This window comes from Sphingomonas sp. Leaf412, assembly GCF_001425405.1.
GTDB lineage: Bacteria > Pseudomonadota > Alphaproteobacteria > Sphingomonadales > Sphingomonadaceae > Sphingomonas.
Genome location: NZ_LMQP01000001.1, coordinates 339,705 through 352,108 on the forward strand (window position 1 = coordinate 339,705; position 12,404 = coordinate 352,108).

General features: G+C 71.1%; 13 protein-coding genes. 8 read left to right on the top strand and 5 right to left on the bottom strand.

All coding sequences use genetic code 11. The annotated features are described in order from the left end of the window. Nucleotides 1-17 precede the first annotated feature (17 nt). From ASG29_RS01495 to ASG29_RS01505, 3 genes are all read left to right on the top strand, one after another. Entirely contained in the window at nucleotides 18-947 is a 930-nt protein-coding gene (locus ASG29_RS01495) for an electron transfer flavoprotein subunit alpha/FixB family protein (RefSeq protein WP_055979156.1), read from the top strand. A 213-nt stretch (nucleotides 948-1,160) separates the two neighbouring features. After that, entirely contained in the window at nucleotides 1,161-1,712 is a 552-nt protein-coding gene (locus ASG29_RS01500) for a phytanoyl-CoA dioxygenase family protein (protein ID WP_321163173.1), read from the top strand. Nucleotides 1,713-1,758: 46 nt separating this feature from the next. Continuing rightward, nucleotides 1,759-2,859 carry an alpha/beta fold hydrolase gene (locus tag ASG29_RS01505; protein WP_055979159.1) on the top strand — a complete coding sequence of 367 codons (1,101 nt, stop codon included), beginning with the start codon at nucleotides 1,759-1,761 and terminating at the stop codon, nucleotides 2,857-2,859. On the opposite strand, the gene ASG29_RS16565 is transcribed toward ASG29_RS01505, so the two are convergent. Beyond that, nucleotides 2,813-3,304, bottom strand: coding sequence for a YybH family protein (locus tag ASG29_RS16565; RefSeq protein WP_235532725.1), 492 nt, complete (start codon nucleotides 3,302-3,304; stop codon nucleotides 2,813-2,815). The two genes, ASG29_RS01505 and ASG29_RS16565, sit on opposite strands and share 47 nt — an antisense overlap. Continuing rightward, a complete protein-coding gene (locus ASG29_RS01515; RefSeq protein WP_156457829.1) occupies nucleotides 3,301-4,824 on the bottom strand; it encodes a carboxylesterase/lipase family protein in 1,524 nt (507 codons plus the stop codon). The genes ASG29_RS16565 and ASG29_RS01515 overlap by 4 nt, the downstream gene beginning before the upstream one ends. A gap of 69 nt (nucleotides 4,825-4,893) precedes the next feature. Here ASG29_RS01515 and ASG29_RS01520 point away from each other — a divergent pair, with 69 nt between their 5' ends. The 3 genes from ASG29_RS01520 to ASG29_RS01525 all read left to right on the top strand — a co-directional run bounded on the left by ASG29_RS01520 (nucleotide 4,894) and on the right by ASG29_RS01525 (nucleotide 7,360). Continuing rightward, the gene (locus ASG29_RS01520; RefSeq protein ID WP_055979166.1) at nucleotides 4,894-5,544 is read left to right on the top strand and encodes a peptidylprolyl isomerase; all 651 of its coding nucleotides are present in this window, start codon (nucleotides 4,894-4,896) and stop codon (nucleotides 5,542-5,544) included. 44 nt (nucleotides 5,545-5,588) lie between these two features. Next, nucleotides 5,589-5,738 (top strand): hypothetical protein, encoded by a 150-nt coding sequence (locus ASG29_RS16570; RefSeq protein ID WP_156457830.1) that lies wholly within the window; start codon nucleotides 5,589-5,591, stop codon nucleotides 5,736-5,738. Nucleotides 5,739-6,127: 389 nt separating this feature from the next. Further along, complete coding sequence (locus ASG29_RS01525; protein ID WP_200932337.1) at nucleotides 6,128-7,360, top strand: dipeptidase; 1,233 nt, start codon at nucleotides 6,128-6,130, stop codon at nucleotides 7,358-7,360. A 108-nt stretch (nucleotides 7,361-7,468) separates the two neighbouring features. Here the strand turns inward: ASG29_RS01525 and ASG29_RS01530 are convergent, their stop codons facing one another. From ASG29_RS01530 to ASG29_RS01540, 3 genes are all read right to left on the bottom strand, one after another. Next, a complete protein-coding gene (locus ASG29_RS01530) occupies nucleotides 7,469-8,473 on the bottom strand; it encodes a histone deacetylase family protein (protein WP_055979171.1) in 1,005 nt (334 codons plus the stop codon). After that, on the bottom strand, nucleotides 8,470-9,666 hold the full coding sequence (gene nhaA / locus ASG29_RS01535) for a Na+/H+ antiporter NhaA (protein ID WP_055979175.1): 1,197 nt from the start codon (nucleotides 9,664-9,666) through the stop codon (nucleotides 8,470-8,472). Before nhaA ends, ASG29_RS01530 begins: the two co-directional genes overlap by 4 nt. Nucleotides 9,667-9,748: 82 nt before the next feature. Further along, nucleotides 9,749-11,329, bottom strand: coding sequence for a lysine--tRNA ligase (locus tag ASG29_RS01540; protein WP_055979178.1), 1,581 nt, complete (start codon nucleotides 11,327-11,329; stop codon nucleotides 9,749-9,751). 49 nt (nucleotides 11,330-11,378) lie between these two features. On the opposite strand from ASG29_RS01540, the gene ASG29_RS01545 reads away from it, so the two are divergent. Together ASG29_RS01545 and ASG29_RS01550 are read left to right on the top strand one after the other, a co-directional pair. Continuing rightward, a complete protein-coding gene (locus ASG29_RS01545) occupies nucleotides 11,379-11,894 on the top strand; it encodes a sterol desaturase family protein (protein WP_082515613.1) in 516 nt (171 codons plus the stop codon). A 24-nt stretch (nucleotides 11,895-11,918) separates the two neighbouring features. Then, complete coding sequence (locus tag ASG29_RS01550) at nucleotides 11,919-12,245, top strand: pilus assembly protein PilZ (RefSeq protein ID WP_055979184.1); 327 nt, start codon at nucleotides 11,919-11,921, stop codon at nucleotides 12,243-12,245. Nucleotides 12,246-12,404: the final 159 nt, after the last annotated feature.

The following is a 12,404-nucleotide window of genomic DNA, read 5'->3' on the forward strand; positions in this document are numbered from 1 at the left end:
ATTGAGAGGATAGACAGATGAAGACTCTCGTTTGGGTCGAGCACGACGGTTCGGCCGTCAAGGACGCCACGCTTTCCGCGGTCACCGCGGCATCGAAACTCGGCGAGGTCCATCTGCTGGTCGTCGGGCAGGGCGTCGACGCGGTCGCGCAGGCGGCGGCGAAGATCGCGGGCGTGGGCAAGGTCCACGTCGCCGACGACGCCGCCTACGCGCATGCGCTGGCGGAGAATGTCGCGCCGCTGATCGTGGAACTGATGGGCCACCACGACGCCTTCGTCGCGCCCGCGACGACGACCGCGAAATCGATCGCGCCGCGCGTCGCGGCGATGCTGGACGTGATGCAGATCAGCGAGATCCTGTCGGTGGAGGGCGAGGACACGTTCACGCGCCCGATCTACGCCGGCAACGCGATCGCGACGGTCCAGTCGTCGGATGCGAAGAAGGTAATCACCATCCGCGGCACCGCGTTCGACAAGGCCGCGACCGAGGGCGGCTCGGGCACGATCGAGGCGGTCGCCTCCACCGGCGACAAGGGCCTGTCGACGTTCGAGGGGCAGGAGATCGCGGAGATGACACGCCCCGAGCTGACCAGCGCGAAGATCATCGTGTCGGGCGGCCGCGCGCTGGGTTCGGGCGAGAAGTTCGTCGAGCTGATCGAGCCGCTGGCCGACAAGCTCGGCGCGGGCGTCGGCGCCAGCCGCGCCGCGGTCGACGCGGGCTACGTCCCCAACGACTATCAGGTCGGCCAGACCGGCAAGATCGTCGCCCCCGAGGTCTATATCGCGGTCGGCATCTCCGGCGCGATCCAGCACCTGGCGGGAATGAAGGACAGCAAGACCATCATCGCGATCAACAAGGACGAGGACGCCCCGATCTTCCAGGTCGCGGACATCGGCCTGGTCGGCGACCTGTTCAAGCTGGTGCCGGAGCTGACGCAGAAGCTGTGAGGAATGGAGCGTAGCTCCAACCCGGTGCCGGAGCGAAGCGACGGCACACAGCCACGGCCGGCCGGCGCCGCTACGGCGGCGTTCGACGACGCGGGATTAACTCCCGCGTCGGCCCTGCGGTTTGGTGCCGACGGCGCGGCATTCCATCCCGGCGTCTCACTTTCCCTCCTCGCGGATATCCATGCGACAGTCGCGGAGTCGGACCGGGCCGGTGTGCGGCTCACCGGGGTCGCGGAGTTATCCGCACTGCTGACGGACGGCCCGATCGCGTCCGTCGCGACGCATCACATCGGCCCGGCGGCGCGCCCGGTACGCGCAGTGCTGTTCGACAAATCCGCGACCGTCAACTGGTCGCTGGGCTGGCATCAGGATCGCACGATCGCTGTTCGTGCACGGCTGGAAACCCCCGGCTTCGGTCCGTGGACGGTCAAGCAGGGCATCCTGCACGTCGCCCCACCGTTCGACATCATAGCCGGAATGGCGACGCTGCGCATCCATCTCGACGATGTCGACGACGACAATTCGCCGCTGCTGATCGCGCCGGGATCGCATCGACTGGGGTTGATCGCGGAACCGAAGATCGCCGATGCCGTCATGCAGTGCGGGACCGCCACCTGTCTGGCCACCCGCGGCGACGTCTGGGCCTATGCAACGCCGATCCTTCACGCGTCCGCCGCCGCGGCGCGTCCGCGCCGGCGACGTGTATTGCAGGTCGACTATGCGGCGGCCGATCTACCCGGCGGCCTGGAATGGCTCGGCGTGTGAGGGACGCCACTGGCATCCCGCCCTCACCCGTGTAGTCTCGCGCCCCATGATCCTCCCCCTCATCGCCCTTCTCGCCCAGGCCCCCGCCACGGGTCAGGCCACCCCGCCCGCCAACGCCAGCACGCCCACGCCGCCCACGTCGCGCTGGCCGACGAAGGAAGCGGACTTCACGATCCGCAATTTCGCGTTCCGCTCGGGCGAGAAACTGCCCGCGCTGAAGATCCACTACACCACGCTCGGCTCGCCGCATCGGGACAAGGCGGGCAGGATCGACAATGCGGTGATGGTCCTCCACGGCACCGGCGGCACGGGAAAGCAGTTCCTCAGCCCGCAATTCGCCGACCGCCTCTACGGCCCGGGCCAGCCGCTCGACATCCGCCGCTATTTCATCATCCTGCCCGACAATATCGGCCACGGCGCCTCGTCGAAGCCGTCCGACGGCCTCGGCCCCGCCTTCCCGCGCTACACCTACGACGACATGGTCGCGGCGCAGCACGCGCTGCTGACCGACGGCCTCGGCATCGCGAAGATGCGCCTCGTCATGGGCACGTCGATGGGGTGCATGCACGCGTTCGTGTGGGGCGAGACCTATCCCGATTTCGCGCGCGCGCTGATGCCGCTGGCGTGCGAGCCGGTGGAGATCGCGGGGCTGAACCGCATGTGGCGGCAACTGGCGATCGACGCGATCCGGGCCGATCCGGCGTGGGCGGGCGGGCGCTACACAACGCAGCCGGTGCAGGGCCTGCGCGCCGCCGCGTCGCTGCTGTTCGTCGCCGGCGGCGCGCCCTTGTGGTTGCAGGCGCAATTCCCGACCCGCGACGCGGCGGAGGGCTATGCGCGCCAGCGGGTCGCCGCGTCGATCGCGGGGCTGGACGCCAACGACCTGATCCGGGCGCTCGATTCGTCGCGCACCTACGATCCGTGGCCGCGGCTGGAGGCGATCACGGCGCCCGTCGCCTGGGTCAATTCGGCGGACGACTTCATCAATCCGCGCGGGCTGGACTATCCCGCGCGCGCGGTGAAGCGGATGCACGACGCCACGTTCCGGATGATCCCCGAAACCGCGGACACGCGCGGCCACGGGACGCATACGTGGGCGGTCAACTGGACGGACGACCTGACGAAACTGCTGGCGCGGACGCAGTAGCGACGTCGCGGGCGGACACGTGGTTGACCGTCACCACCCACCGCCCCGCCCGCTTGCGCCACAGCCGCGTGTTGATCCCTTCGGTCACGCGCGCGCCGCGGATCAGGCGATAGCGCCCGACCAGCATCGCCGCATCGGGCGCCAGGATATCGACCGCCATGTCGTGGAAATGCAGGGTCCCGCGCGCCGCCGCCGACGCGCCGTAATCGCGCACATAATGGTCCAGCGTCCCCTGCCACCCGTCCTGCACCACCCCGCCGGAGGCGAAGATGACGTCCGGGTCGGCGAACCCGGCCATGTAGCCGCGAAAGTCGCCGCGGTTCCACGCCGCCTCCATCCGCGCCACGGTCGCCAGGATCGCGGCACGCTCCTGCGCCGGGGTCGCCGCGGCGGGGGCGGCGAGGACCGCCAGCGCGACGAACGGCAGGCCGATCCGCGCGCTCACTTGCCCGCCGCCCGCTCGGTCAGGTCGAGCCGCGCCCGCCACGGGTCCGGCCCCGCGACCGGCACGCCGGACGCAGTAAAGTCCATCAGCGGCCCCTTCCCCGCGAACCGCCCCCACGCCGGCAACCCCGCCACCGCGGGCACCCCCGTCTTCGCGAACGCCACGACATAGGCGTTCACCGCGCGCGCCATCGCCGCATCGGCGGGGGTCAGCGCGGCGCCGTATTTCGTCGCCACGGTGTCGAGGAAATAGGGGATGTCGGTGGCATGGGGGGCGCCGGGCCATTCGTCGCGCATCGACGCGGCGACATAGCCGAAGCGATAGTGATACGCCGGCTGCCCCCCCGCCGCCACGCGCGCGGCGACGAAGCGCGCGGGCTCCACCATCGTGCGATCCGCCCCCGTCGCCGCCGACAGGGCGGGCAGCGGCACCGTCCCCGCGGGATCGTACGCCGCCCGCGCCGCCGCGGCATCCGCGCCGAACCCGGCGAACAGCGCGTCCTTCGTCGGCGCGGCGGTCCAGCCGATGTCGTTGCTCGTCGCCCCGACCATCACCGGCACCCGCGCCTGCGTCCCCGCGCCCAGCATCGCCTCCGCCGTGCCCGTCACCGTCACGCCGTCGACCGCCGCGCCCGCGAACGTCGCGGCCGATCCGCCCAGCGTGGCGAGGTTCAGGTCGTCGACCACCGCGTCCGCGGGCAGCGCGCGCAGCCGGGCGAGCGCTGCGGCGTCCGTCCCGTCCACCCCCGCCCCGCGCGCGAAGGCGACCGCCGCCGCCGCCGCCGCATCCGCCGGACTGTCGAGCAGCGTCCGCCCGCCGCCCGACATCACGACCGCGCGCGCGAACAGCCCGCGGGCGGCAGGCGCGCCCAGCAGCGCCAGCACCGATCGCCCGCCCGCCGATTCCCCCATCACCGTCACGTTCGCGGCATCGCCCCCGAACGCGGCGATGTTGCGCCGGACCCAGCGCAGCGCCGCCTGCTGGTCCAGCAACCCCCAGTTCGCGACCCGCCCCTCCGCCGCCAAGGCGGGGTGCGCGAAGAACCCGAAGCGACCCAGCCGATAGTTGAACGACACGAACACCGTCCCCGCCGTCGCGAACGCCGCGCCGTCGTACACCGCGGGCGAGGCGCCCCCGTTCACGAACCCGCCGCCGTAGATCCACACCACCACCGGCAGCCTCGCCCCCGCCTTCACCCCCGCGGGGCGCCAGACGTTGACGAACAGGCAGTCTTCCGCCGGCGTCGTGCCCAGCGGCGCGGCATCGCTGGGGAACGGTTTCTGCATGCAATCCGCGCCGAACCGCGTGGCGTCGCGCACGCCCGTCCATGCCGCCGCGGGCTGCGGCGCGCGCCAGCGGTTCGCCCCCACCGGCGGCGCGGCGAAGGGGATGCCGCGGAACGCCTCCACGCCCGCGGAGACGGTGCCGCGGACGCGCCCCTGTCCGGTGGCGGCGACCGGGGGGGCCTGCGCCGCGGCGACGGCGGGCAGGAGCGCGGGAATAAGCAACAGCGTTTTCATGCCGCAGCCTATCATGCGTGCCCGGCGGGGCAACTTGCCGCGGACCGCGACGACCGGTAGCGCGCGGGAATGCGTATCCTGTTCCTGCTCCTCGCCCTCCTCGCCCTCCTCGCCGTCCCTGCGGCGGCGCAACGCGCGGATCGCGCGACCCCGGGCTGGGTGCGCGTCCGGCTGGAGACGGCGGACGGGAACATGGTGCTGGCGCTCAACGCGCGCCGGGCGCCGGTCACGACCGCCAACTTCCTGCGCTACGTCGACGACGGGCGCTTCGACGGCGTCAGTTTCTATCGCACCGCGCGCAACAAGCGCTCGCCCCGCTTCGGCTTCATCCAGTCGGGCATCCGCACCGACGCACGCCGCTTCCTGGACATGATCCCGCACGAATCGACGAAGCGGACGGGGATGAAGCACCTCGACATGACCATATCCATGGCGCGCAAGGGGCCGCCGGGGTCCGCCAACGGCAATTGGTTCATCACCGTCGGCCCGATCCCGTCGATGGACTGGACCCCCGCCAATCCGGGCTATGCCGCCTTCGGCCGCGTCGTCGGCGGGCAGGACACCGTCCGCCGCATCCTGGCCGAACCGACGGGTCAGCAGATGAACGGCACGCTGATGCTGAAGCCGGTGCGCGTGAACCGCGCGGTGCGGCTGGACGGCGTCGGCAAGCCGACCGGCCGCCCGCGCCCGTGGCTGATCGAACGGCGCAAGGACGGCTGAACCTCGCGCCTCCCCGGATCGTTGGGCGGTGGAGGAGAATGACGATGCCCGAGGAACAGCCGAACAAGCCCGCCGGCGGCGCCGACGCGAACGGCACGCCGCCGAAGGTGGAGGACGACCAGGCGGTGAGGAACCAGGGCGAGGTATCGCCGGAGGACTATCCGCTGAAGGCGTCGGGGAAGGATCAGGGCTGACGGCCCCGGATGTGACCGGGGATCGCTGCGAAGGCCCTCTCCGTCATGCCGGGCCTGTCCCGGCATCCACCGTGCCCCATAACCATAAGCCGTTGATAACTCGGCACGGTGGACCCCGGAACAAGTCCGGGGTGACGGCGCGAGAGCGGCGATGGCATCGAGACTCGCGAGAGGCTCCTCGAAACCGGGATCACGACCCCGCTGTCCTACACGCCCCTGACCTGTCATCCTCCCGCGATCATGGCCGATCGTCCCGCTCCCACCCGCCGCGCCGCCGCGCGCACGCCCCCGGCGACCATGCGACCTTTCGTGACCTTTCGCGGGCGGCGACGGGCGGCGATCGCCCGTATCGGCTTGCGACGCCGCGACAACTGCGCACTATGTCCGTCATGATCCTGATCGCCCTCGCCATCGCCCAGGCCGCGCCCGCCGCCGCCCCCGCCCCCGTGCCGCCCCGGATCGAGCGCCTGCTCGATCGTGCGCCGGTGATCGACGGGCACAACGACCTGCCGTGGGAATTGCGCGAGCGCTACGGCTCGCTGACCGATGCGATCGCGGGCGACACCACCCGCGCCGCCTGGCCGTTGCAGACCGATATCGCGCGCCTGAGGAAGGGCCATGTCGGCGCGCAATTCTGGTCGGTGTGGATCCCCGCCACCGCGCAGGGGCCGCGCGCGGTGGAGATGACGGTGGAGCAGATCGACCTCGTTCGCCGCATGGTCGCGGCGCATCCCGACGCCTTCCGCCTGGCCGGCACCGCCGCCGACGTGCGCGCCGCGATGAAGGCGGGGCGCATCGCCTCGCTGATCGGGGTGGAGGGCGGGCACCAGATCGACGCGAATCTCGCCGTCCTGCGCCAGTATCGCGCGCTGGGCGTCGCCTATATGACGCTGACGCATTCGCAGTCGCTGGAATGGGCCGACAGTTCCACCGGCACCGTCCGCGCGGGCGGGCTGTCGCCGTTCGGGCGGCAGGTGGTGGCGGAAATGAACCGCCTGGGCATGATCGTGGACGTCAGCCACGTCGCGGACACCACGATGGCGCAGGCGCTGGACGTGTCGAAGGCGCCCGTCATCGCCAGTCATTCCGGCGCGCGCGCGATCGCGGACGCGCCGCGCAACATCCCCGACGACCTGCTGCGCCGCATCGGCGCGACGGGCGGCGTGGTGATGGTCAATTTCTACCCCGCCTTCGTCTCCGCCAAATGGCGCGCGTGGGATCGCGAGCGCGGCGCCTTCGCGAAGGGCGCGGGCGTGGACAACGACGTCTACGACGATCGCGCCCCCGCCCCGCTGCTGGCATGGCAGCGGACTCACCCCGAACCCGCGGTGACCGTGGCGGACGTGGCCGACCATATCGAGCATGTGGCGAAGGTCGCGGGTCGCGCATCGGTGGGCCTCGGCGGCGATTTCGACGGGATCAGCGGCACCGGCCCGGTAGGATTGAAGGGCGTCGAGGGCTATCCCGCCATCTTCGCCGAACTGGCGCGCCGCGGCTGGAGCGACGCGGACCTCGCCGGCCTGTCGCAGGGCAACGTCCTGCGCGTGATGGAACGCGTCGAGGCGGTCGCGCGCGCGATGAAGGACGAGCCGCCCGCGGTGGTCCCGACGACGATACGATAGTCGCGGCCCCTCGTGCTCCCGCGCAGGCGGGAGCCCAGGGTTACGCGCGCCATCGTTCGTTGTTCTGCCCGGCTCCGGGTTCCCGCCTGCGTGGGACGCGACGGACCGTCAGAACCCCGACAGGAACGACGCCACGTTCGCGCCCAGCGCCGCGACCGCATAGCCGCCCTCCATCGCCACGACGGTGGGCAGCCCCAGCGCCGCGATATCGCGCGCCAGCACCGCATAATCCGCGGTCGTCAGCGCGAAATGGCTGATCGGATCGCCCTCCCACGTGTCCGCGCCGAAGCTGACGATCAGCATGTCCGCGCCGAACGCCGCGATCGCCGTCAGCAGGTCGTTCTGCGCCCGGCGGAAGGGGTCGATCGCGGTCCCCTGCGGCAACGGACGGTTCAGCGTCGCGCCCGCGCCCGCCCCTTCCCCGCGCTCGTCCGCATGGCCCCAGTAGAAGGGATAATCGGTCGCCGGATCGGCATGGACGCTGGCGTAGAACACGTCGCCGCGCCGCCAGAAGATGTCCTGCGTCCCGTTGCCGTGGTGATAGTCGATGTCGAGGATCGCGACCCGCGCCACCCCCGCGTCGCGCGCCGCCTGCGCCGCGATGGCGGCGGCGTTCAGGTGGCAATATCCGCCGCAATAATCGCGCCCCGCATGGTGCCCCGGCGGCCGGCACAGGGCGAAGGCGGCGCGGTCGCCGTCCAGGACCGCCTGCGTCGCCGCCAGCGCCGACTGCGCGCTCCAGTAGCTGGCGGTCCACGCCTGCGCGGTGATCGGCGTCGTCGCGTCGAAGGCGTGCGCGCCCAGCAACGCGTCGATCCGCGACAGCGTCAGCGGGCGCCGCCCGCGGATCGGAAAGGCGTAGGGGATCGCATCCCCCGGCCGCCCCGCGTCGCGCCACAGGGCGGGCGCGTCGCGAAGGAAGGCCAGATACGCCGGATCGTGCACCGCCGCGATCGGATCGATCCCGCGGTCCGCGGGCAGGTCCGCGCCGCCGATCGCGGACAGGATCGCATCGATCCGCGCGGGCACCTCGGCATAGGGGGCGAAGCCGCCGTTGTGCAATTCGCGCTGCGGCGCGTGGGTCGCCTGCGCCGGGGCGTGGAAGCGCTTCATCGCGCCCGCCCCGCGCCCAGCAGCACCATGACCCCGGCCAGCGCGGACACGACCGATCCCGTCAGCACGCCCAGCTTCACCTGTTCGATCAACGGCGCGTCTCCCGGAAACGCCAGGCCGCCGATGAACAGGCTCATCGTGAAGCCGATGCCCGCGACCAGCGACAGGCCCAGCACCTGCCGCCACGTCACGCCGTGCGGCCGCGCCGCGATGCCCAGCCGTTCCGCCAGCGCGATCGCGCCGAATATCCCCACCGGCTTGCCGACGGCCAGCCCGATCGCAACGCCCAGTACGAGCGGTTCGCGCAGGACCGACCACGTCACGCCCGCCAGCGCGACCCCCGCATTGGCGAAGGCGAACAGGGGGACGATGGCGAAGGCGGACCAGGGGTGCAGCGCATGTTCCAGCCGATGCAGCGGGGAGGTCGCATCGTCGGGCGCGGCGGGGGAGACGCGGATCGGGATCAGCGCCGCCAGCAGCACGCCCGCGATCGTGGCATGGATGCCCGATCGCAGGACGAGCAGCCACAAGGCCGCGCCGACGGCCAGGTACGGCCACAGCGCCATCACCCCGCGACGGTTCAGGACGTACAGGACGACCAGCGCGGCGCCCGCCCCCGCCAGCGCGGCGACGTCGATCGCCTCGGTATAGGCGACCGCGATGATCGCCACCGCCCCCATGTCGTCGACGATCGCGATCGTGGCCAGCAGCAGCTTCAGCGCGGACGGCACCCGCCGCCCCAGCAGCGCGAGGACACCGATGGCGAAGGCGATGTCGGTCGCCGCCGGGATCGCCCACCCGCGCTGCAACCCCGGATCGTCGCCCGCGACCGCCAGATAGGCCAGCGCGGGCACCGCCATCCCCGCCGCCGCGGCGATGAACGGCAACCGCCGCCGGTCCGCGCTCGACAGCCGCCCGTCGACGATCTCGCGCTTGATCTCCAGCCCCACGACCAGGAAGAACAGCGCCATCGCCGCGTCGTTGATCCACAGGTGCACCGTCATCGGCCCCAGTGCGGGCGACAGGACCGGCCCGGTCCGGGCATGGATCGCATGGTCGTACAGCGCCGCGGTGACGGGCAGGTTCGCCGCCAGCAAGGCCAATACCGTCGCCGCGATCAGCACGACCCCGCCCGCCGCCTCGTTGCGAAGGAAGGCGCGCAGCACGTGGAGGCGCGGGCGGGGGGAAGGCATCCGTACCACTACCCTTGTGCCGCCGCGAAGGCGGAGGCCCCGCCTGGGTCCCCGCCTTCGCGGGGACACGAATGCTGCTCGCTCACCGCGCTAGCGCCTCCGCGATCAGCCGGCGGGAATTCTCCACGCCGTACAGCTTGATGAAACTGCCCATCCGCGGCCCCTGGCTGGTGCCCAGCAACGTCTCGTACAGCGCCCTGAACCAGTCGCGCAGCTCGGCGAAGCCGCCGGTCTTGCCGATCTCGTACACGTGGTTCTGGATGTCCTCCGCGCTCGCGTCGGCGTCCAGCGTGGCGAGCGCCGCGTCCAGCCGCTCCAGCGCGGCGCGCTCGGTCGCGTCCGGCGCGCGGCGGTTCAGCGTCGGCGCGACGAAATCGCGATGGTACGCCAGCGCGTGATCGATCAGGCGATCGAGGTCGGGGTGCCGCGCCGCCGTGGCATCCGCGACGTAATTGCCCAGATATCCCCACACCTGCTCCTTCGACGCCTCCCCCATCACGCCGACGAGGTTCAGCAGCAGCCCGAACGTCACCGGCAACGCGCCCTCGGGCGGGGGGCCGGAATGGACGTGGTGGACCGGATTGCCCAGCCGCTCCTTGTCCGCCTGCCCCGCATAATTGCCGCGGAACTGCCAGTAATCGTCCACCGCCCGCGGGATCAGGCCGAGGTGGAGCGACTTCGCCTTCTTCGGCTCGCGATAGATGTAGAAGGCCAGGCTTTCGTCGGGGCCGTAGGTCAGCCATTCCTCGATGCTGAGGCCGTTGCCCTTGGACTTGCTGATCTTCTCGCCATTGGCGTCGAGGAACAGCTCGGCGATCAAACCCTCCGGCCGTCGCCCGCCCAGGATCTGCGCGATCTTGCCGCTCAGGATCGCCGAATCGATCAGGTCCTTGCCGTACATCTCGTAATCGACGCCCAGCGCGGCCCAGCGCAGGCCCCAGTCGGGCTTCCATTGCAGCTTCGCCCGCCCGCCCAGGATCGACTGTTCGACCGTCTCGCCCCCCGCCACGCTGGTATCGACGAAGCGGACGATGCCCGCGTCGGCATCGACGACCGCGACCGGCACCTGAAGAACGATGCCGCTCTTCGCGCTGATCGGCAGGACCGGCGAGTAGGTCGCCTGCCGCTCGCTGCGCAGCGTCGGCAGCATCACCGCCATGATCGCGTCATACTGGCGCAGCACGTCGCGCAGCTTGTCGTCGAACCGGCCCGACGCATAATAATCGGTCGAGGACGCGAATTCGTAATCGAAGCCGAACCGGTCGAGGAAGGCGCGCAGCATGGCGTTGTTGTGCGCCGCGAAACTGTCGAACTTCCCGAACGGATCGGGGATGCGCGACAACGGCTTGCCCAGATGCGCGGTCAGCATCTCCTTCTCCGGCACGTTGTCGGGCACCTTGCGCAGCCCGTCCATGTCGTCGCTGAACGCGATCAGCCGCGTCGGCCTCCCGGTCATCTCCTCGTACGCGCGCCGCACCATCGTGGTGCGCAGCACTTCCTGGAACGTGCCGATATGCGGCAGGCCCGACGGGCCGTAGCCGGTTTCGAACAGCATCGGCGCCCCGCCCGGCTTTCCGTCGGGCCAGCGCTTCAGCAGCTTGCGCGCCTCCTCGTACGGCCAGGCCTTGGATTCGAGAGCGGCGGTGCGAATGTCGTCGGTCATGATGCGGTGCGACGTAGCGGGCGGGGGGCACGATGGCTATATGGCGGGCATGTCATGGCTTGCCGGATCCGCGCTGTTCCTCGCCACCGTCGCGTTCATGGAGGGATTCGCCTATGTCATGCACCGCTGGGTGATGCATGGGCCGGGCTGGTTCCTGCACGAAAGCCACCACCGCGCGCGCACCGGGCGGTTCGAGCTGAACGACCTGTACGGCGTGATCTTCGCGGTGCCGTCGATCGTGCTGCTGCTGGGCGGGGTGCAGCTGGGCTGGTGGCCCGGCTTCGCGTGGATCGGGGCGGGCATCGCGGCCTACGGCGCGATCTATTTCGGCTTCCACGACGTGATCGTCCACGAACGCGTCCGGACGCGCTACCTGCCGAAATCGCGCTACATGAAGCGGATCGTCCAGGCGCATCGCCTCCATCACGCGGTCGAGACGAAGGCGGGGACGGTCAGCTTCGGCTTCCTCGTCGCGCCGAAGCCGGAAGTTTTGAAGGCCGAACTGAAGCGTCGCGGGCGCAGCGGCGTGCGCGCGCCACGCAAACCGATGTTTGCGGAAGATTAACCTTCGCGGCGCAAGACGGGACCCATGGAAAACGCGGTCCCGTTCCCGATCCCGTCCGAGGAGGATGAAAGCCGCCGCGCGCTGCGCAAGGCGGTCACGATGCGCGCGCAGCTGCGCGACCGCGGCACGACGCGGTTCGAAATCGAGGTCGTCGACCTGTCGGTGACCGGCTTTCGCGCCAATACCGGCTTCACCTTGTGGCCCGGGACGACCGTGTGGCTGACGATGCCGGGCCTCGCCGCGCTGGAGGCGGTCGTCGCCTGGCGCGACAAGACCCGCTACGGCTGCGCCTTCGCCAAGCCGCTGCACCCCGCGGTGTTCGACCATATCGTGGCGCTGAGCCGCCGGTAGGCGCGACCACGCTCGCGCCGGTCGCGCAGCGAACCGGCGGCCCGGCCGGCGAGTCGGCGACGCCGAACCCGTTCGACGACGCGGCTTGGCCGCGGCGTGCGGCCACTGACCTGCCGTAGCCGTCGACGTCGCTCAGGCCCAACGGCTGTGGCGAACGGA